A 19,686-nucleotide genomic window follows, 5' to 3' on the forward strand; every position below is an offset into this window, starting at 1 on the left:
CCCAGCCGAAAGCAGAATTTGAGTGGAGATGAGCATGAGTGCAGTTCAAAGCGTCGGCCCGCAGGCATTGCCGGCACTGCAAGAACAGGTCGAGCAGATCATCGCCGAAGCCAAGCGCCAGGGCGCCAGCGCCTGTGAAGTCGCGGTGTCGCTGGAGCAAGGCCTGTCGACTTCGGTGCGTCAGCGCGAGGTCGAAACCGTTGAATTCAACCGTGATCAGGGTTTTGGCATCACTCTGTATGTAGGTCAGCGCAAAGGCTCGGCCAGCACCTCGGCCACCGGGCCGGAGGCGATTCGTGAAACCGTCGCAGCAGCACTGGCCATCGCCAAACACACCTCCGAGGACGAAGCCTCGGGTCTGGCCGATGCGGCGCTGATGGCCAGGGATGTGCAGGATTTCGACCTGTTCCACGAATGGGACATCACCCCGGAGCAGGCCATCGAGAAGGCTTTGCTCTGTGAGGCCGCGGCGTTCGATGCTGATGCGCGGATCAAGAACGCCGACGGCACCACCCTCAGCACCCATCAGGGCTGCCGGGTTTACGGCAACAGCCACGGTTTCATCGGCGGCTACGCATCGACCCGGCACAGCCTGAGTTGCGTGATGATCGCTGAAGCCGATGGCCAGATGCAGCGTGATTACTGGTATGACGTCAATCGCCAGGGCAGTTTGCTCGCCGATCCGGTGAGCATCGGCCAGCGTGCCGCGCAACGGGCAGCGAGCCGTCTGGGCGCGCGGCCGGTGCCGACCTGCGAAGTGCCGGTGCTGTTTTCCGCCGAACTGGCGGGTGGTCTGTTCGGCAGTTTCCTCTCGGCCGTGTCGGGCGGCAGCCTGTATCGTAAATCGTCGTTTCTGGAAGGCACACTCGGGCAAAAGCTGTTCCCGGAATGGCTGACCATTGATGAGCGTCCGCATCTGATGCGTGCCATGGGCAGTGCTTCCTACGACGGTGATGGCCTGGCGACTTACGCGAAACCGTTCGTCGAGAAGGGCGAGTTGGTCTCCTACATCCTCGGTACCTACTCCGGGCGCAAACTGGGCATGCCGAGCACCGCCAATGCGGGCGGCGTGCACAACCTGTTCGTCACCCATGGCGACGAGGATCAGGCAGCGCTGTTGAAGCGCATGGGCCGAGGACTGTTGGTCACCGAATTGATGGGCCACGGCCTGAACATGGTCACCGGCGACTATTCGCGCGGTGCGGCGGGCTTCTGGGTGGAAAACGGCGAAATCCAGTTCGCTGTGCAGGAAGTGACCATCGCCGGCAACATGCGCGACATGTTCAAGCAGATTGTCGCGGTGGGTAATGATCTGGAGCTGCGCAGCAACATCCGCACCGGGTCTGTGTTGATCGAGCGGATGACTGTCGCCGGCAGCTAAGCCGCAAATCCGCCAACAAAAAAAGGCGCGCCATCCGTTCTGGATGGCGCGCCTTTTTTATTCGCTTCGTACAAACCCCTGTGGGAGCGAGCCTGCTCGCGAAAGCGGTGGATCAGTTGTAAATGTGCTGACTGACACAGCGCATTTCGCGAGCAGGCTCGCTCCCACAAGTGAGCAGCGCAAACTCGAGTGCTTGTGTTGGTTCTCATTATCATCTAATAATAAATCTCATCTCCGAACGAGTCCCGGATCATGAGTTCTGCCTTGCACGAGCAGCCTTACCTCGAAAGCTGGCGCTGGATGAGCCGCCAGATCCGTTGCGCGCTGGATCCTGACGAACCGCGCCTGATCGAACACTACCTCGCCGAAGGACGCTATCTGTCCTGTTGCACAGCCACTTCGCCCTGGGCTGTCGCCGAAACGTCTTTCCGCCTGCTGCTCGATACCGCCACCGACATCGCGTTGCCGTGGCACTGGCGCAGCGTCTGTCTCGATCAAGCCTGGCGTCCCTTGCGTGAAATGGAGCGCCTGTCGCTATGCCAATGCCGCTTGCGGCGCTGGCAACGCTACACCTGGCAGCTCGCCACTTGCGAGTTGCAACCGTCGATTCCTCTCATTGATTTGCTGCAAGGACATTCGCATGACCAAGACACGTATTGAGCGCGACAGCATGGGCGAACTGCAGGTGCCGGTCGATGCGCTCTATGGCGCGCAGACCCAGCGCGCCGTGGACAACTTCCCGATCAGCGGCAAGCCGATGCCGACGCAGTTCATCCGCGCGCTTATCCTCGCCAAAGCCGCCGCTGCCCGGGCCAACGTTGAGCTGAGCCAGATCAGCGCGGCCCAGGGCAAAGCCATCAGTGATGCCGCGCAAGGTCTGCTCGAAGGCGATTTCATGCAGCATTTCCCGGTGGATATCTTCCAGACCGGGTCCGGCACCAGCTCGAACATGAACGCCAACGAAGTGATCGCGACGCTGGCCAGTCGCATGCTCGGCGAGCCGGTCAACGCCAACGATCATGTCAACTGCGGGCAAAGCAGCAACGACATCATCCCGACCACCATCCACGTCAGCGCCGCGCTGGCGCTGCATGAACAATTGCTGCCGGCGCTGTTGCATCTGGTCCAGGTGATCGAGCGCAAGGCCGAGCAAGTGCATCACCATGTGAAGACCGGGCGCACTCACCTGATGGACGCGATGCCGGTGCGCATGAGCCAGGTGCTCAACGGTTGGGCGCAGCAGCTCAAGGCCAACATCGCGCATCTGCAGGACCTGCTGCCGAGCCTGCAAGCGCTGGCGCAGGGCGGCACTGCGGTCGGTACCGGGATCAATGCGCATCCGGAGTTCGCCGCGCGATTCAGTCGGCATCTGAGCCAACTGACCGACGTGCAGTTCACCCCGGGCAAGGACCTGTTCGCGCTGATTGGCTCGCAGGACACTGCGGTCTCTGTCTCCGGCCAGCTCAAAGCTACTGCGGTGTCGCTGATGAAAATCGCCAACGACGTGCGCTGGATGAACTCAGGTCCCCTGGCCGGCCTCGGCGAAATTGAACTGCAAGCGCTGCAACCGGGTTCATCGATCATGCCCGGCAAGGTCAACCCGGTGATCCCGGAAGCCACCGCGATGGTCGCTGCGCAAGTGATCGGCAATGACTCGGTGATCACCGTGGCCGGCCAATCCGGCAATTTCGAACTGAACGTGATGTTGCCGATCATCGCGCAGAACCTGCTGAGCAGCATCGAACTGCTGGCCAATGCCAGTCGCCTGCTCGGTGACAAGGCAATCGCTACTTTCAAGGTCAACGAATCGCGCTTGCAAGAAGCGTTGTCGCGCAACCCGATTCTGGTCACCGCGCTCAACCCCATCATCGGTTACCAGAAAGCCGCCGAAATCGCCAAGCAGGCCTACAAGGAAGGCCGCGCGGTGATCGACGTCGCCCTGGAACACACCGACCTGTCGCGCAGCCAGCTGGAAGAGTTGCTCAACCCCGAGAAGCTCACCGCCGGCGGCGTGTAAACCCCGTAACCGCTTTGGAGGCTCACCATGGAGCACTGGAAACGCACGATCGAACGGGCCAATCGCTGCTTCATGCTGGGCGAACTGATCGACGCCCGCGAGGCTTACCTGCAAGCCCTGGCCCTGGCGCAAGTGTTGTTCGAACGCTGGGCGGATGCCGACGAAGCGGTGGCGGCCTGCGTCGTCTCTCATCACAACCTCGCCGACCTGCATTTGCGCCTGAACCAACCGGAGGAGAGCGCCGAATACCTGTGCGCTATCCATCAACGTTTGTTGCAGACCATGCAGGACGAACGCCTGCGCCCGGCCCTGCGTGAGGCGGCGTTGCGCCAGAGCAGCAAGACCTACGTCGAACTGTTGAATTTCATCAGCGAGCACGGCGAGTACCCGCGCACCCAGCGCCTGCTGCATCCGGACACCGGCAATGCCCGCCGCGCCTCAAATCCCCATCAGTATGGAGTCCACTGAAATGGCTTTTACCTTGCCTGCCTTGCCCTACGCCTACGATGCCCTCGAGCCGCACATCGATGCGCAGACCATGGAAATCCATTACACCAAGCACCACCAGACCTATATCAACAACCTCAACGCTGCCGTGGAAGGCACCGAATTCGCCGAGTGGCCGGTGGAAAAACTCGTCGCCAGCGTCCAGCAACTGCCGGAAAAGCTTCGCGCGGCGGTGATCAATCAGGGCGGCGGTCACGCCAATCACTCGCTGTTCTGGGAAGTGATGGTGCCCAACGGAGGCGGCAAGCCCGACGGCGCGCTGGCCACGGCTATTGATGAGCAACTGGGCGGACTCGACAGTTTCAAGGAAGCCTTCACCAAAGCCGCGCTGACCCGTTTTGGCAGCGGCTGGGCCTGGCTGAGCGTCACCCCGGAGAAAATACTGATCGTAGAAAGCAGCGGCAATCAGGACAGCCCGTTGATGAACGGCAATACCCCAATCCTCGGTCTCGACGTCTGGGAGCACGCCTACTACCTGCGCTACCAGAACCGTCGCCCGGAATACATCAACGCGTTCTACAACGTGATCAACTGGCCGGAAGTTGCTGCGCGCTATCAGGCCGCACTGGTTTAAGCCTTCCATAAAAACAATCAGGGCTGACTATGGGCACGGAAACACTGGCGATTGGCAGCGGGCGCATGTTTCGTTACGCGGTGGGCTCGCTGTTGCTGCTGGCGGGGATGACCTTGCTGGTCGCCCACGGTTTGCAGTGGCTGAATCTGGAACCGAGGCTGTTGCGCGCCTTGCAGGGCGGTGCCATCTGCGCGTTGGGGACGGCGCTTGGCGCAGTGCCGGTGCTGGTGATCCGGCGCATGCCGCAGGCACTCAGCGACACCTTGCTGGGATTTGGTGCCGGGGTGATGCTGGCGGCGACGGCGTTTTCGCTGATCATACCGGGCATTGCTGCGGCGGAGAGTCTTGGTCTTACGCCGTGGGCCGCCAGTGGCCTGATCTGCTTCGGCATCCTGCTCGGCGCGTTCGGTCTGTATCTGGTGGATCGGCGCGTTTCCGGTGCCTCGCCGCAGATGCTCGTCGGCACGCTGGAGCATCCGGTGATTCCACCACGAATCTGGCTGTTCGTGTTCGCCATCATCGCGCACAACATTCCGGAAGGCATGGCGGTCGGCGTGTCTGCCGGCGGCGGGATGGCGGACGCCGACAGTCTGGCGATGGGCATTGCGTTGCAGGATGTGCCGGAAGGGCTGGTGATTGCGTTGGTGCTGGCCGGGGCGGGAATGTCGCGGGTCAGGGCATTTTTGATTGGCGCGGCGTCTGGGCTGGTCGAACCGGTATTTGCACTGTTATGCGCATGGCTGGTGAGTCTGGCTCAAGTGCTGTTGCCGCTGGGGCTGGCATTGGCGGCCGGGGCGATGTTGCTGGTGGTGACCCACGAAGTGATTCCGGAGTCGCGTCGTCATGGGCATGACAAGCTGGCGAGCCTCGGTTTGCTGATCGGGTTTTGTCTGATGATGGTGATGGATACGGCGTTGGGGTGAAAGAGGATCAAAAGATCGCAGCCTTCGGCAGCTCCTACATGAGAACGCATTCCAATGTAGGAGCTGCCGAAGGCTGCGATCTTTTTGCTTTTGACTTTCAACCACCTTCATCGAAGTAATTGTTGATCAGCTGCACCAAAGCGTCCATGGCTTCCTGAGCCTGTTCGCCTTCGGTACTCAAATAAATTTTGGTGCCCTTGCCGGCGGCGAGCATCATCATCGCCATGATGCTCTTGCCGTCGACAGTCGTTTCAGGGCTGCGTCCCACCCGGATCGTGCAGTCTGGATACTGACCGGCCACGCCGACGAATTTGGCCGATGCCCGAGCATGCAGACCCAGCTTATTGATGATTTCGATTTCACGAGCAGGCATCGCGGTGTGAATCCTTTAGGTGAGGTCGCGGTGGCGAACCTGGACGTTCTTCAGGGTTTTCTGCAGGGCCTGGCCCAGACGTTCGGTCAGGTAGACGGAGCGGTGGTGCCCGCCGGTGCAGCCGATGGCAATGGTCACGTAGGCGCGGTTGCTGGCGGCGAAACGTGGCAGCCACTTGTTCAGGTAGGCGTAGATGTCCTGATACATTTCTTCGACATCCGGCTGCTGCGCCAGATACTCGGCCACCGGTGCATCAAGGCCCGATTGCGCGCGCAGCTCCGGTTTCCAGTACGGATTGGGCAGGCAGCGCACATCGAAGACCAGATCGGCATCGACCGGCATGCCGCGCTTGAAGCCAAATGACTCAACCAGAAACGCCGTGCCGGGCTCAGGCTGATTCAACAGGCGCAACTTCAGGGTATCGCGCAGTTGATACAGATTCAGGCTGGTGGTGTTGATTTTCAGGTCAGCCAGATCGGCGATCGGGCCGAGCAGGGCGGTTTCATCGTGAATCGCCTCGGCCAGCGAGCGATTGGCGTTGCTCAGCGGGTGACGACGACGGGTCTCGGAAAAACGCTTGAGCAAGGTTTCTTCGTCGGCGTCCAGGTACAACACATCGCACTTGATATGCTTGGCACGCACGTCTTCGAGCAATTCGGGAAAGCGTGACAGATGGCTGGGCAGGTTGCGTGCATCGATCGACACGGCGACCAGCGGCTGCGCCAGCTCCGTGTGAATCAGCGCACGCTCGGCCAGTTCCGGCAGCAAACCGGCCGGCAGATTGTCGATGCAGTAGTAGCCGTTGTCCTCAAGGACATTCAGGGCGGTACTTTTACCCGAGCCCGAACGGCCACTGACAATGATCAAACGCATGATTAGTGCCCGTTCTGCTCGTCCACTACAACCTGGTACAAGGCTTCGTTGCTCGGAGCGCTGCGCAGTTTTTCGCGCACTTCCTTGCGGTCGAGCATGCTGGCGATCTGGCGCAGTAATTCCAGATGCGCATCGGTCGCGGCTTCCGGGACCAGCAGCACGAACAGCAGGTCCACCGGGGCGCCGTCGATGGCGTCGAAATCGATCGGGGCTTCGAGGTGCAACAGGGCACTCACTGGCCCCGCGCAGCCCTTGAGGCGGCAGTGGGGAATGGCGATGCCGTTGCCAAAACCGGTGGAACCGAGTTTTTCACGGGCGATCAGCGCCTCGAAGACATCCTGCATCGCCAGATCCGGTACTTCGCGGTGGATCAGGTTGGCAATCTGTTCGAGGGCTTTTTTCTTGCTGCCGCCCGGCGCGTTCACTTGGGAACGGCCGGGGGTCAGGATGGTTTCAAGTCGGATCATGGGATAGGGGTGTTAACGACCGGTCGCGCCCTGGAGGAGGCTCTGGGTCTTTTCCTTATGCTTTTTGAGTTGGCGATCCAGCTTGTCGGTGAGTGAGTCGATCGCAGCATACATGTCGGTATCTTCTGCGTTGGCGACCACTTCGCTGCCGGGGATATGCAAGGTGGCTTCGATCTTCTGCTTCAGCTTTTCGACGCACATCGTGACCTGCACGTTGGTGATCTTGTCGAAATGTCGCTCCAGTCGTTGGAGTTTTTCCTCGATGTAGGAACGCAGAGGTTGGGTCACTTCCAGTTGGTGTCCACTGATGTTGACTTGCATACAGCTTCTCCTTCGTTGCCAGTGCATAAAGCGGCAGGCCGAAAAGCCTGCCACTGGAACGCTGTAACGTGGCTTACATCAACCGCTTGCGTTCGCTCGAAGGCGCGATTCCGAGGGATTCGCGGTACTTGGCGACGGTGCGGCGAGCCACCTGAATGCCTTGTGCCTCCAGTAAACCAGCGATCTTGCTGTCACTCAACGGCTTTTTCTGATTTTCCGCAGCGACCAGTTTTTTGATGATCGCGCGGATCGCCGTGGACGAGCATTCGCCGCCTTCGGCGGTGCTGACGTGGCTGGAGAAAAAGTATTTCAGCTCATAAATACCGCGCGGGGTATGCATGAATTTTTGCGTGGTCACCCGGGAAATCGTCGATTCGTGCATGCCGACCGCTTCGGCGATGTCATGCAATACCAACGGCTTCATCGCTTCGTCGCCGTATTCGAGGAAACCGCGCTGATGTTCGACGATCTGCGTGGCCACTTTCATCAGGGTTTCGTTGCGGCTCTGCAGGCTCTTGATGAACCAGCGGGCTTCCTGCAATTGATTACGCATGAAGGTGTTGTCGGCGCTGGTGTCGGCACGCTTCACAAAACCGGCGTATTGGGCGTTGACGCGAAGGCGGGGCACCGATTCCTGGTTCAGCTCGACCAGCCAGCGCTCGTTGTCCTTGCGCACGATCACATCGGGAATGACGTATTCGGCTTCGGTCGACTCGATCTGCGAGCCCGGACGCGGATTGAGACTCTGCACCAGTTCGATGACCTGGCGCAGCTCGTCTTCCTTGAGCTTCATCCGGCGCATCAACTGGCTGTAATCGCGGCTGCCGAGCAGGTCGATGTAATCGGCGACGAGGCGCTTGGCCTCGGCCAACCACGGTGTTTTGGCTGGCAACTGGCGAAGTTGCAGCAGCAGGCATTCGCTGAGGTTGCGGGCGCCGATACCGGCGGGCTCGAATTGCTGGATGCGATGCAGGACGGCTTCGATCTCGTCGAGCTCGATGTCCAGTTCAGGATCGAACGCTTCAAGAATTTCTTCGAGTGTTTCGTCCAGATAGCCCTGATTGTTGATGCAGTCGATCAGGGTGACGGCGATCAGGCGATCGGTGTCGGACATCGGCGCCAGGTTCAGTTGCCAGAGCAGATGGCTCTGCAGGCTCTCGCCGGCGGACGTGCGGGTGGTGAAATCCCACTCATCGTCATCGCTGCTCGGCAGGCTACTGGCGCTGGTCTGGTAGACGTCTTCCCAGGCGGTATCTACTGGCAGTTCGTTGGGGATGCGCTCGTTCCATTCGCCATCCTCGAGGTTGTCCACCGTCGGGGCGGTTTCCTGGTAGGAGGGTTCCTGGATTTCGGCGGGCTTCTGTTCGGCGTTGTCGGCCAGAGGATCGGCGTTGTCGAAGTCGTCGCCTTCTTCCTGGCGCTCGAGCATCGGATTGGATTCCAGAGCCTCCTGGATCTCCTGTTGCAGGTCCAGGGTCGACAATTGGAGCAGGCGGATGGCCTGTTGCAGCTGCGGTGTCATCGTCAGCTGCTGGCCCATTCTCAAGACTAGCGATGGTTTCATGGCAGGGGCTTAACACCTTATTCGCCGGCGCTTTGCGCCATCCACTACAGGGCGCCGAAGCGCCAAACTTAAGCAAATTATATGCCTGAAACTGAAGTGTTTGCCTAGAGCGCTGTAACAATTAAAGCGGATAAATGCGCCTTGAATCGATACAGCGCTGTCGCGCTTACAGGCGGAACTCGTGACCCAGATACACTTCCTTGACCAGATCGTTGGCCAGGATGGTTTCGGCATCACCTTCGGCGATCAGTTGACCGTCGTTGACGATGTAAGCGGTTTCGCAGATATCCAGGGTTTCACGGACGTTGTGGTCGGTGATCAGCACACCGATGCCCTTGGCCTTGAGGTGATGGATGATCTGCTTGATGTCGCCGACCGAGATCGGGTCGACACCGGCGAACGGTTCGTCGAGCAGGATGAATTTCGGCGCAGTGGCCAGGGCACGAGCGATTTCCACCCGGCGGCGCTCACCACCGGACAGGCTCATGCCGAGGTTGTCGCGGATGTGGCTGATGTGGAATTCCTGCAGCAGGCTTTCCAGCTCCTTGCGACGACCGGCCTTGTCGAGCTCCGGGCGTGTCTCGAGGATCGCCATGATGTTGTCGGCGACCGACAGTTTGCGGAAGATCGACGCTTCTTGCGGCAGATAGCCGATACCGGCCTTGGCGCGGCCGTGCATAGGCTGATGGCTGACGTCCAGATCATCGATCAGCACGCGGCCCTGATCCGCCTGCACCAGGCCGACGATCATGTAGAAGCACGTGGTCTTGCCGGCGCCGTTCGGGCCGAGCAAGCCGACGATCTGCCCGCTGTCGATCGACAGGCTGACGTCACGCACGACCTGGCGGCTTTTATAGGCCTTGGCCAGGTGCTGAGCTTTCAGAGTTGCCATTACTGGGATTTCTCTTCGGTTTTCTTCTTCGGCTGGATCACCATGTCGATGCGCGGACGCGATTCGGTGACCTTGCTGCCCGTGGCGCGACCGGCGCTGGCCAGTTTCTTCACGGTGTCGTAGACGATTTTTTCGCCCTGGGTGACGTTGTTATCCTTGTCGATAACCTTGGCCTTGTCGATCAGCACTACCCGGTTCTGCTGGGCGTGGTATTGAATCGTCACGCCGTAGCCCTTGACCGGGTTGGCGTCGCCCTGGGTCTGCAGCTGCTCGAAGTAAGCAAGGTTGCCCACCGAGGTCACCACGTCGATGTCGCCATTGGGCGCGCGCGTCATGGTCACGGTATTGCCTTTGACGATCATCGAACCCTGGGTAATGATCACGTCACCTTTATAGGTGGCGATGCCATTCTTGTCGTCCAGTTGCGCGTCGTCGGCCTGAATGCGGATAGGCTGCTGCTGATCGTTCGGCAGGGACCAGGCGCTCGCGCTTCCCAGTGCTGCGCCCAGACTGAGCAAAATAGGGAGGGTTTTAACGAGCCTCATACTGTCCTCTTACGTTCGATTGCAGGTGTATCCTGCTGTCCTTCAGGTACGCTTTCATTCCGACGCCAGTCGATACACCGCCAGCGCCCTCGATTCTAACGGGTTGCGCAGTCTGCGCATATTCCTGCTGCGGGAACACGGTCATGCGGGTGCTGGTGATCAGGGTGCCGCGCTGTTTCTCGTCGGTGCGCTGTACGCGTACCGAGTCGATCAATTCCACTTCGGTACCGCCGGAATTCACTTCGCCGCGCTCACTGGTCACGTGCCACGGGAAGTCGGTGCCGCGATACATGTTCAAATCAGGCTTGGTCACCAGGGTGACATCGGTAGCCTTGACGTGCTCGGCCTTGTCGGAAGTCATCTCGTACTGCACCTTGCCGTCCGGCAGGTACTGAATGGTATGCGTGTTGGTCGCGTACCAGTCGATCGGATTCTCGGCAGCCGAAACCGGTGGCTTGTCGAGGAAGCGTTCCGGGCTGATGTTCCAATAGCCGACCGCAGCGAAAATCGCCGCGATGCAGCCGAACAGCAGGAAGTTGCGAAACTTTTTGCTAAACATGGTCAGGCTCACAGGTACGCGGCGTTGGCCGCTTCGAGGCGGCCCTGGGCGCGCAGGATCAATTCGCAGAATTCACGGGCGGCACCTTCGCCGCCACGGGCGCGGGTAACGCCGTGGGCGTGTTCGCGGACGAAATCGGCAGCGTTGGCCACCGCCATGCCCAGCCCTACACGGCGGATCACCGGCAAGTCTGGCAGATCGTCACCCAGATAGGCGACTTCTTCATAGCTTAGGCCCAGTTGCGCGAGCAGGCCGTCGAGCACCACCAGTTTGTCTTCGCGCCCCTGAAACAGATGCGGGATGCCGAGGTTCTTCGCGCGGCGCTCGACCACCGGGGTCTTGCGACCACTGATGATCGCCGTCTGCACGCCGGCATTCATCAGCATCTTGATGCCTTGGCCGTCGAGGGTGTTGAAGGTCTTGAACTCGCTGCCGTCTTCGAGGAAGTACAGGCGCCCGTCGGTGAGCACACCGTCGACGTCGAATACTGCCAGTTTGATCGCTTTGCCGCGTTGCAGCAGATCGTTGCTCATTACATGACTCCTGCGCGTAGCAGGTCGGAGAGGTTGAAGGCGCCGATCGGGCGATCCTCCTCGTCGACGACTACCAGGGCGTTGATTCGATGGTCTTCCATGATTTTCAGGGCTTCGGCGGCGAGCATGTCGGGCCGGGCGGTCTTGCCGTGTGCGGTCATCACCTGATCGATGGTGGCGCTGCGGATGTCGATGGCGCGATCCAGGGTGCGGCGCAAATCACCGTCAGTGAAGATCCCGGCGAGCTTGCCGTCGGCTTCAAGGATAGCGGTCATGCCCAGCCCCTTGCGGGTCATTTCCATCAGCGCGTCTTTGAGCAGGGTGCCGCGTTGTACTTGCGGCAGCTCCTGCCCGGCGTGCATGACGTTTTCCACTTTCAGCAGCAGGCGACGGCCAAGGGCGCCACCCGGATGCGAGAAGGCAAAGTCTTCAGCGGTGAAACCACGCGCTTCCAGCAGGGCCACGGCCAGGGCATCGCCCATTACCAGCGCTGCAGTAGTAGAAGAAGTCGGCGCCAGATTCAACGGGCAGGCTTCATGCTCGACATGCACATTGAGATTGACTTCCGCAGCCTTCGCCAGTGGCGACTGTGGATTGCCGGTGACGCTGATCAGCTGGATGCCCAGGCGTTTGATCAACGGCAGCAGAGTCACGATTTCATTGGTCGAGCCAGAGTTCGACAGGGCCAGGATCACGTCGTCGCGGGTGATCATGCCCATGTCGCCGTGGCTGGCTTCGGCCGGATGCACGAAAAACGCCGGGGTGCCGGTGCTGGCCAGGGTGGCGGCGATCTTGTTTCCGATGTGCCCGGATTTGCCCATGCCGACCACGACCACGCGGCCCTTGCTGGCCAGAATCATCTCGCAGGCGCGTACGAAATCGGCGTCGATATGGGCCATCAAGCCTTGGACGGCTTCCACTTCGAGGCGGATGGTGCGTTGTGCCGATTGAATCAGGTCGCGGGTTTTGCTCATGTCAGAATCGTATGGGCCGATGAAAAGGCGGCGATTATAGCGGTTATGTGGCAAAGCCTCACGCAAGTTCGACGTGCTTTGTCATTACTGGTTACCAAAACCCTCTGAAACTCGCTCGGGCCCTCTTCAGTCGGCGATCTTGGCCGGGTTCTCGCTTGGGCGCTCAGCCTTTGCAGTGATATAGTTCGCCGCCAGTTCGGCCTGCCCGGGATGCAGGTGTTTCCGAGGAAAGTCTGGCATCCCAGTGAGAGGCTGCATCGCAAGGAGTTTAGATGAGTGCCGATAACGCCTACGCGGTCGAGCTGAAGGGAGTCTCCTTCAAGCGCGGTGCGCGGAGCATTTTCAATAACGTCGATATCCGCATCCCGCGCGGCAAGGTCACCGGCATCATGGGGCCTTCCGGCTGCGGCAAGACCACGCTGCTGCGCCTGATGGGCGCGCAGTTGCGGCCGTCCGGCGGCGAAGTCTGGGTCAACGGGCAGAACCTGCCGACGCTGTCGCGCAGCGATCTGTTCGATGCGCGCAAGCACATGGGCGTGCTGTTTCAGAGCGGTGCGCTGTTTACCGATCTCGATGTGTTCGAGAACGTGGCCTTTCCGCTGCGGGTGCACACGCAACTGCCGGAAGACATGATTCGCGACATCGTCCTGCTGAAATTACAGGCCGTGGGGCTGCGTGGCGCCATCGAGCTGATGCCGGACGAACTGTCCGGCGGCATGAAGCGCCGCGTGGCGCTGGCCCGGGCGATTGCCCTCGATCCGCAGATTCTCATGTACGACGAGCCCTTCGTGGGCCAGGACCCGATCGCCATGGGCGTTTTGGTGCGTCTGATCCGCCTGCTCAACGATGCTCTGGGCATCACCAGCATCGTGGTTTCGCACGATCTGGCGGAAACCGCGAGCATTGCCGACTACATCTATGTAGTGGGCGATGGTCAGGTGCTGGGCCAAGGCACGCCGGATGAGCTGATGAATTCGGATGAGCCGCGTATCCGCCAGTTCATGACCGGTGATCCTGATGGTCCGGTGCCGTATCACTTTCCAGCGACGGATTACCGCGCAGATCTTCTGGGGAAGCGTTGATGCGCAGAATTTCATTGATGGAACGCGTGCGTCGGTTCGGCGAATCGGCGATCGACGCGGTCGCGGTGTTTGGTCGAGCAACCCTGTTCCTCTTTCACGCCCTGCTGGGCCGTGGCGGTATCAGCGGTGGTTTCGGCCTGCTGGTCAAGCAGCTGCATTCGGTCGGCGTCATGTCGCTGGTGATTATCGTGGTCTCCGGCATTTTCATCGGCATGGTTCTCGCGCTGCAGGGCTTCAGCATTCTTTCCAGCTACGGTTCAGAGCAGGCGGTGGGGCAGATGGTCGCCCTCACGCTGCTGCGTGAACTGGGGCCGGTGGTCACCGCGTTGCTGTTTGCCGGGCGGGCCGGTTCGGCGCTGACCGCCGAAATCGGCAACATGAAATCCACCGAGCAGTTGTCCAGCCTGGAAATGATCGGTGTCGATCCGCTCAAGTACATTATTGCCCCGCGCCTCTGGGCCGGCTTCATTTCCCTGCCGGTGCTGGCGATGATCTTCAGCGTCGTCGGCATCTGGGGCGGTTCGTGGGTTGCGGTCGACTGGCTGGGCGTCTACGAAGGCTCGTACTGGGCGAACATGCAGAACAGCGTGACCTTCACCAGCGATGTGCTCAATGGCGTTATCAAGAGTGTTGTTTTCGCCTTTGTGGTGACCTGGATCGCCGTATTCCAAGGCTATGACTGTGAGCCCACTTCCGAGGGGATCAGTCGTGCCACCACCAAGACCGTGGTGTTTGCCTCGCTGGCAGTGCTCGGCCTGGACTTTATTCTGACCGCTTTGATGTTTGGAGATTTCTGATGCAAAACCGCACCCTGGAAATCGGTGTCGGCCTGTTCCTGCTGGCAGGGATCCTGGCTTTGCTGCTGCTCGCCTTGCGCGTCAGCGGCCTGTCTCCGACTTCGTCCACCGACACTTACAAGTTGTATGCGTATTTCGACAATATCGCCGGTCTGACGGTCAGAGCCAAAGTGACCATGGCCGGTGTGACCATCGGCAAGGTCACCGCTATCGATCTGGATCGCGACAGCTTCACCGGTCGGGTCACGCTGCAAGTGGATAAAAAGGTCGACAACCTGCCGGTCGATTCCACAGCGTCTATCCTGACCGCGGGTCTGCTGGGCGAGAAATACATCGGTATCAGCGTCGGCGGCGAAGACACCCAGTTGAAAGACGGTGGAACCATCCACGACACGCAGTCGTCACTGGTACTGGAAGACCTGATCGGTAAATTCCTGCTCAATACCGTTAGCAAAGACGCCAAATGAGGAGCTTTTGAATGATCTCTATCTTGCGACGTGGCCTGTTGGTGTTGCTCGCGGCCCTGCCGTTGATGGCTAACGCTGCACCGGGGCAATCGGCTCATGACCTGATTCAGGACACCACGAACCGGATGCTTGCCGATTTGCAGGCGAACAAAGAGAAGTACAAGCAGGATCCGCAGGATTTCTATGCGGCGCTGAACAACATTGTCGGTCCGGTGGTGGATGCCGAGGGCATCTCCAAAAGCATCATGACCGTGAAGTATTCGCGCAAGGCCACGCCTGAGCAGATGCAGCGCTTTCAGGAAAACTTCAAGCGCGGTCTGTTCCAGTTCTACGGCAACGCGCTGCTGGAATACAACAACCAGGGCATCACCGTTGACCCGGCCAAAGACGAATCGGGCGAGCGCACCAGTGTCAACATGACCGTCAAGGGCAGCAACGGCGCGATCTATCCGGTGCAGTACACGCTTGAGAAGATCAGCGGCGAGTGGAAGCTGCGCAACGTGATCATCAATGGCATCAACATTGGCAAGCTGTTCCGTGACCAGTTCGCCGACGCCATGCAGCGCAATGGCAACGATCTGGACAAGACCATCGATGGCTGGGCCGGTGAAGTCGCCAAGGCCAAGCAGGAAACCGACAAAGCCGCCGCGAAGCCAGCGCAATGAGTGAGGCGGCAGTGCGTATGAGTGATGTTGACGAGCTGCTGCTCAGTGGCGTGCTGGATTACCGCACCGGGCCCGACCTGCGCAAGGAAGGGCAGGCGCTGATCAAGTCGAGCAAGGCGTCGGCGCTGGTCATCGATTGTTCGGCGGTGCAGAAGTCCAGCAGCGTCGGCCTGTCGTTGCTGCTGTGCTTCATGCGTGATGCGCAGGCGGCCGGCAAGGCCGTCAGCATTCGCGCGATGCCTGACGACATGCGCGAAATCGCTCAGGTCAGTGAACTGACCGAGTTGTTGGCGCAACCCTGAACCATCATCTATAAAGAAGCCCCCCGTCAGAGTCCTGCGTTGCGGGGTTCGCAGGCGCGGGGCTTTTTTGTATGATGTCCGACCCGTGCGCACAGGGCGCCGATTGAGGTTGAGCATGCAGGCCGTAGAAGTGAAGAGCTTCCTTGAAGGAAAGCTGCCAGGAACGCTGGTAGAAGTTGAAGGCGAAGGCTGCAACTTCCAGCTGAACGTGATCAGCGATGAACTGGCGGCGTTGAGCCCGGTGAAGCGTCAGCAGCAGGTCTATGCCCATTTGAACCCATGGATCACCGATGGCAGCATCCATGCGGTCACTATGAAATTTTTCAGCCGCGCGGCCTGGGCCGAGCGCACCTGAGCCCTAGGGCGTCGAGATACTAATGGATAAATTGATTATTACCGGTGGCGCTCGTCTTGATGGCGAGATCCGCATTTCCGGCGCGAAGAACTCCGCCCTGCCGATTCTGGCCGCGACCTTGCTGTGCGATGGCCCGGTCACCGTTGGCAATCTGCCGCACCTGCACGACATCACCACCATGATCGAGCTGTTCGGGCGCATGGGCATCGAGCCGGTGATCGACGAGAAGCTCAGCGTTGAAATCGATCCGCGCACCATCAAGACCCTGATCGCGCCGTACGAACTGGTGAAAACCATGCGTGCGTCGATCCTTGTGCTCGGCCCGATGGTCGCGCGTTTCGGTGAAGCCGAAGTCGCGCTGCCTGGCGGCTGCGCCATCGGTTCGCGTCCGGTCGACCTGCACATCCGTGGTCTGGAAGCCATGGGCGCGGTCATCGACGTCGAAGGCGGCTACATCAAGGCCAAGGCGCCTGAAGGCGGCCTGCGCGGCGCGCACTTCTTCTTCGACACCGTCAGCGTGACCGGTACCGAGAACATCATGATGGCCGCTGCTCTGGCCAAAGGTCGCAGCGTGTTGCAGAACGCCGCCCGCGAACCTGAAGTGGTCGACCTGGCGAACTTCCTCAATGCCATGGGCGCCAAGGTTTCCGGTGCTGGCACCGACACCATCACCATCGATGGCGTCGAGCGTCTGGGTTCGGCTTTCTACAAAGTCATGCCTGACCGTATCGAAACCGGCACCTATCTGGTCGCTGCTGCGGTGACCGGTGGCCGCGTCAAGGTCAAGGACACCGATCCGACCATCCTCGAAGCGGTACTGGAAAAGCTGCGTGAGGCCGGTGCGGAAATCACCTGCGGTGAAGACTGGATCGAGCTGAACATGCACGGCAAGCGCCCGAAAGCGGTCAACGTGCGCACTGCGCCGTACCCGGCGTTCCCGACCGACATGCAGGCTCAGTTCATCTCGCTCAACGCCATTGCCGAAGGCACTGGTGCGGTGATCGAGACGATCTTCGAAAACCGTTTCATGCACGTGTACGAGCTGCACCGCATGGGCGCGCATATCCAGGTTGAAGGCAACACCGCGATCGTCACCGGTATCGAGAAGCTCAAGGGCGCGCCAGTCATGGCCACCGACCTGCGCGCATCGGCCAGTCTGGTGATCTCGGCACTGGTTGCCGAAGGCGACACGCTGATCGACCGCATCTACCACATCGACCGTGGTTACGAGTGCATCGAAGAAAAACTGCAAATGCTGGGTGCCAAGATCCGCCGCGTTCCGGGCTGATCGCTGCATCGGGACACAGGGACGTGTCCACTGAATTCGTTTCGAGTCGAGGGTGTACGCACCCTCGATGTGTGTCCGGCGCCGATTGCGACCGGGCATGAGTACCTTGATAAGGACTGACGTTTCCCATGTTGACCATCGCACTGTCCAAGGGCCGCATCCTTGACGACACTTTGCCGCTTCTCGCTGAAGCGGGCATCGTGCCGACCGAGAATCCGGACAAGAGCCGCAAGCTGATCATTCCCACGACCCAGGACGACGTGCGTCTGCTGATCGTGCGTGCCACCGACGTGCCGACCTATGTCGAGCATGGCGCGGCCGACCTCGGCGTCGCCGGTAAGGACGTGCTGATGGAATACAGCGGCCAGGGCCTGTACGAGCCGCTGGACCTGCAGATCGCCCAGTGCAAGCTGATGACCGCCGGCAAGATCGGCGCGGCCGAGCCCAAGGGCCGTCTGCGCGTGGCGACCAAGTTCGTCAACGTTGCCAAGCGTTATTACGCCGAGCAGGGCCGTCAGGTCGACATCATCAAGCTGTACGGCTCGATGGAGCTGGCGCCGCTGATCGGGCTGGCCGACAAGATCATCGACGTGGTCGACACCGGTAACACCCTGCGCGCCAACGGCCTGGAGCCACAGGAACTGATCGCCACGATCAGCTCGCGTCTGGTCGTCAACAAGGCTTCAATGAAAATGCAGCACGCCCGAATCCAGGCGTTGATCGATACCCTGCGCAACGCAGTGGAATCGCGACACCGCGGCTGATCTACCTGCGCGGCCCGAGGCCGCGCCGTCTATCCGCCTCATAGCCAGAATTCTCAGGTGCCCAAGCGGATCGAATGCTAGTTTCGGGCGCCTGAGTTATTTGCCATTCCTATGAGGCTCTCGCTATGACCGCAACCACTGCAATTCGCCGACTCAACGCTGCTGACCCGGATTTCGCGCATCATCTGGATCATCTGCTGAGCTGGGAAAGTGTGTCTGACGACTCGGTCAATCAGCGCGTGCTGGACATCATCAAGGCTGTGCGCGAGCGCGGTGACGCGGCGCTGGTCGAGTTCACCCAGAAATTCGACGGCCTCGAAGTCGCCTCGATGGCCGACCTGATCCTGCCGCGCGAGCGTCTCGAACTGGCCTTGACCCGCATCACGGTGCCGCAACGCGAGGCTCTGGAAAAAGCCGCCGCCCGCGTGCGCAGCTATCACGAAAAACAGAAGCAGGATTCCTGGAGCTACACCGAGGCTGACGGCACCGTGCTTGGTCAGAAAGTCACGCCACTGGATCGCGCAGGCCTGTACGTGCCGGGCGGCAAGGCCTCGTATCCATCGTCGGTATTGATGAACGCGATTCCGGCGAAGGTGGCCGGCGTGACCGAAGTGGTCATGGTCGTGCCGACCCCGCGCGGTGAAATCAACGAGCTGGTGCTGGCCGCTGCCTGCATCGCCGGTGTCGACCGCGTGTTCACCATCGGCGGCGCGCAAGCGGTTGCCGCACTGGCCTATGGCACCGAAAGCGTGCCGCGTGTCGACAAGGTTGTCGGCCCAGGCAACATCTATGTGGCCACGGCCAAGCGCCACGTGTTCGGCCAGGTCGGCATCGACATGATCGCCGGCCCTTCGGAAATTCTTGTGGTCTGCGACGGCCAGACCGATCCGGACTGGATCGCCATGGACCTGTTCTCTCAGGCTGAGCACGACGAAGACGCGCAAGCGATTCTGGTCAGCCCCGACGCCGAGTTCCTCGACAAGGTGGCTGCGAGCATCGACAAACTGCTGCCGACCATGGACCGCGCTACCATCATCGAAACTTCGATCAATGGCCGTGGTGCGCTGATTCAGGTGAGCGACATGGCCCAAGCCATCGAAGTCGCCAACCGCATTGCCCCGGAACACCTGGAATTGTCGGTCGCCGATCCACAAGCCTGGCTGCCGCAAATTCGCCACGCTGGTGCGATCTTCATGGGCCGCCACACTTCCGAAGCGCTGGGCGATTACTGCGCCGGTCCGAACCACGTGTTGCCGACTTCCGGCACCGCGCGCTTCTCCTCGCCACTGGGCGTCTATGACTTCCAGAAGCGCTCGTCGATCATTTTCTGCTCCGAGGCCGGAGCTTCCGAGCTGGGCAAAACAGCATCGGTACTGGCCCGTGGTGAATCGCTGAGCGCCCACGCACGCAGCGCCGAATACCGCATCAAAGACCAAGACTTTCTGAAAGGGCAGGGGAACTGA

At 60.4% G+C, this 19,686-nt stretch carries 25 protein-coding genes; 15 read left to right on the plus strand and 10 right to left on the minus strand.

Features of this window, described 5'->3' with window-relative positions; all coding sequences use genetic code 11:
* Positions 1-34: 34 nt before the first annotated feature.
* From pmbA to HU724_RS05165, 6 genes are all read left to right on the plus strand, one after another.
* Complete coding sequence (pmbA, locus tag HU724_RS05140; RefSeq protein ID WP_024011613.1) at positions 35-1,381, plus strand: metalloprotease PmbA; 1,347 nt, start codon at positions 35-37, stop codon at positions 1,379-1,381.
* Positions 1,382-1,633: 252 nt separating this feature from the next.
* Entirely contained in the window at positions 1,634-2,041 is a 408-nt protein-coding gene (locus HU724_RS05145; RefSeq protein WP_186568076.1) for a FagA protein, read from the plus strand.
* Positions 2,022-3,398: a class II fumarate hydratase gene (locus tag HU724_RS05150; protein ID WP_186568078.1), complete on the plus strand. Its 1,377-nt coding sequence runs from the start codon at positions 2,022-2,024 to the stop codon at positions 3,396-3,398. Before HU724_RS05145 ends, HU724_RS05150 begins: the two co-directional genes overlap by 20 nt.
* 27 nt (positions 3,399-3,425) lie before the next feature.
* On the plus strand, positions 3,426-3,866 hold the full coding sequence (locus tag HU724_RS05155) for a DUF2753 family protein (RefSeq protein WP_016771688.1): 441 nt from the start codon (positions 3,426-3,428) through the stop codon (positions 3,864-3,866).
* Position 3,867: 1 nt separating this feature from the next.
* Complete coding sequence (locus HU724_RS05160; RefSeq protein ID WP_186568080.1) at positions 3,868-4,479, plus strand: superoxide dismutase; 612 nt, start codon at positions 3,868-3,870, stop codon at positions 4,477-4,479.
* Between the two features lie 29 nt (positions 4,480-4,508).
* On the plus strand, positions 4,509-5,402 hold the full coding sequence (locus HU724_RS05165) for a ZIP family metal transporter (protein ID WP_186568082.1): 894 nt from the start codon (positions 4,509-4,511) through the stop codon (positions 5,400-5,402).
* A gap of 97 nt (positions 5,403-5,499) precedes the next feature.
* Here the strand turns inward: HU724_RS05165 and HU724_RS05170 are convergent, their stop codons facing one another.
* The 10 genes from HU724_RS05170 to HU724_RS05215 form a co-directional block, all read right to left on the minus strand.
* A complete protein-coding gene (locus HU724_RS05170) occupies positions 5,500-5,775 on the minus strand; it encodes an HPr family phosphocarrier protein (protein WP_186568084.1) in 276 nt (91 codons plus the stop codon).
* 15 nt (positions 5,776-5,790) lie between these two features.
* Entirely contained in the window at positions 5,791-6,648 is an 858-nt protein-coding gene (gene rapZ / locus HU724_RS05175; protein ID WP_016771684.1) for an RNase adapter RapZ, read from the minus strand.
* 2 nt (positions 6,649-6,650) lie between these two features.
* Positions 6,651-7,115, minus strand: coding sequence for a PTS IIA-like nitrogen regulatory protein PtsN (ptsN, locus tag HU724_RS05180; protein ID WP_133334730.1), 465 nt, complete (start codon positions 7,113-7,115; stop codon positions 6,651-6,653).
* A 12-nt stretch (positions 7,116-7,127) separates the two neighbouring features.
* The gene (gene hpf / locus HU724_RS05185) at positions 7,128-7,436 is read right to left on the minus strand and encodes a ribosome hibernation-promoting factor, HPF/YfiA family (protein ID WP_007912419.1); all 309 of its coding nucleotides are present in this window, start codon (positions 7,434-7,436) and stop codon (positions 7,128-7,130) included.
* Between the two features lie 73 nt (positions 7,437-7,509).
* Positions 7,510-9,000, minus strand: a complete 1,491-nt coding sequence (locus HU724_RS05190) for an RNA polymerase factor sigma-54 (protein ID WP_186568086.1) — start codon at positions 8,998-9,000, stop codon at positions 7,510-7,512.
* A gap of 166 nt (positions 9,001-9,166) precedes the next feature.
* Entirely contained in the window at positions 9,167-9,892 is a 726-nt protein-coding gene (gene lptB, locus HU724_RS05195) for an LPS export ABC transporter ATP-binding protein (protein ID WP_024011621.1), read from the minus strand.
* Positions 9,892-10,437 carry a lipopolysaccharide transport periplasmic protein LptA gene (lptA, locus tag HU724_RS05200; protein ID WP_016771679.1) on the minus strand — a complete coding sequence of 182 codons (546 nt, stop codon included), beginning with the start codon at positions 10,435-10,437 and terminating at the stop codon, positions 9,892-9,894. The genes lptB and lptA overlap by 1 nt, the downstream gene beginning before the upstream one ends.
* A complete protein-coding gene (gene lptC / locus HU724_RS05205) occupies positions 10,424-10,996 on the minus strand; it encodes an LPS export ABC transporter periplasmic protein LptC (RefSeq protein WP_024011622.1) in 573 nt (190 codons plus the stop codon). The genes lptA and lptC overlap by 14 nt, the downstream gene beginning before the upstream one ends.
* An 8-nt stretch (positions 10,997-11,004) precedes the next feature.
* Positions 11,005-11,529, minus strand: coding sequence for a KdsC family phosphatase (locus HU724_RS05210; RefSeq protein WP_016771677.1), 525 nt, complete (start codon positions 11,527-11,529; stop codon positions 11,005-11,007).
* Positions 11,529-12,503, minus strand: a complete 975-nt coding sequence (locus HU724_RS05215) for a KpsF/GutQ family sugar-phosphate isomerase (RefSeq protein ID WP_039759372.1) — start codon at positions 12,501-12,503, stop codon at positions 11,529-11,531. The genes HU724_RS05210 and HU724_RS05215 overlap by 1 nt, the downstream gene beginning before the upstream one ends.
* A 272-nt stretch (positions 12,504-12,775) precedes the next feature.
* Between HU724_RS05215 and HU724_RS05220 the strand changes: the two genes are divergently transcribed.
* The 9 genes from HU724_RS05220 to hisD all read left to right on the plus strand — a co-directional run bounded on the left by HU724_RS05220 (position 12,776) and on the right by hisD (position 19,686).
* Positions 12,776-13,585, plus strand: a complete 810-nt coding sequence (locus tag HU724_RS05220) for an ATP-binding cassette domain-containing protein (RefSeq protein WP_122508228.1) — start codon at positions 12,776-12,778, stop codon at positions 13,583-13,585.
* The gene (mlaE, locus tag HU724_RS05225) at positions 13,585-14,382 is read left to right on the plus strand and encodes a lipid asymmetry maintenance ABC transporter permease subunit MlaE (protein ID WP_042608753.1); all 798 of its coding nucleotides are present in this window, start codon (positions 13,585-13,587) and stop codon (positions 14,380-14,382) included. The genes HU724_RS05220 and mlaE overlap by 1 nt, the downstream gene beginning before the upstream one ends.
* Positions 14,382-14,849 carry an outer membrane lipid asymmetry maintenance protein MlaD gene (mlaD, locus tag HU724_RS05230; protein ID WP_016771673.1) on the plus strand — a complete coding sequence of 156 codons (468 nt, stop codon included), beginning with the start codon at positions 14,382-14,384 and terminating at the stop codon, positions 14,847-14,849. Before mlaE ends, mlaD begins: the two co-directional genes overlap by 1 nt.
* 11 nt (positions 14,850-14,860) lie before the next feature.
* Positions 14,861-15,514 carry an MlaC/ttg2D family ABC transporter substrate-binding protein gene (locus HU724_RS05235; RefSeq protein WP_110603726.1) on the plus strand — a complete coding sequence of 218 codons (654 nt, stop codon included), beginning with the start codon at positions 14,861-14,863 and terminating at the stop codon, positions 15,512-15,514.
* Positions 15,511-15,816 (plus strand): STAS domain-containing protein, encoded by a 306-nt coding sequence (locus HU724_RS05240; RefSeq protein WP_186568088.1) that lies wholly within the window; start codon positions 15,511-15,513, stop codon positions 15,814-15,816. The genes HU724_RS05235 and HU724_RS05240 overlap by 4 nt, the downstream gene beginning before the upstream one ends.
* A gap of 115 nt (positions 15,817-15,931) precedes the next feature.
* Positions 15,932-16,171, plus strand: coding sequence for a BolA family protein (locus tag HU724_RS05245; protein ID WP_016771670.1), 240 nt, complete (start codon positions 15,932-15,934; stop codon positions 16,169-16,171).
* A gap of 22 nt (positions 16,172-16,193) precedes the next feature.
* A complete protein-coding gene (gene murA, locus HU724_RS05250; RefSeq protein ID WP_016771669.1) occupies positions 16,194-17,459 on the plus strand; it encodes a UDP-N-acetylglucosamine 1-carboxyvinyltransferase in 1,266 nt (421 codons plus the stop codon).
* Between the two features lie 128 nt (positions 17,460-17,587).
* Positions 17,588-18,223 carry an ATP phosphoribosyltransferase gene (hisG, locus tag HU724_RS05255; protein WP_016771668.1) on the plus strand — a complete coding sequence of 212 codons (636 nt, stop codon included), beginning with the start codon at positions 17,588-17,590 and terminating at the stop codon, positions 18,221-18,223.
* A gap of 125 nt (positions 18,224-18,348) precedes the next feature.
* Complete coding sequence (hisD, locus tag HU724_RS05260) at positions 18,349-19,686, plus strand: histidinol dehydrogenase (RefSeq protein WP_016771667.1); 1,338 nt, start codon at positions 18,349-18,351, stop codon at positions 19,684-19,686.

Origin of the sequence: Pseudomonas iranensis, assembly GCF_014268585.2 — a bacterium.
Classification (GTDB): Bacteria; Pseudomonadota; Gammaproteobacteria; order Pseudomonadales; family Pseudomonadaceae; genus Aquipseudomonas; species Aquipseudomonas iranensis.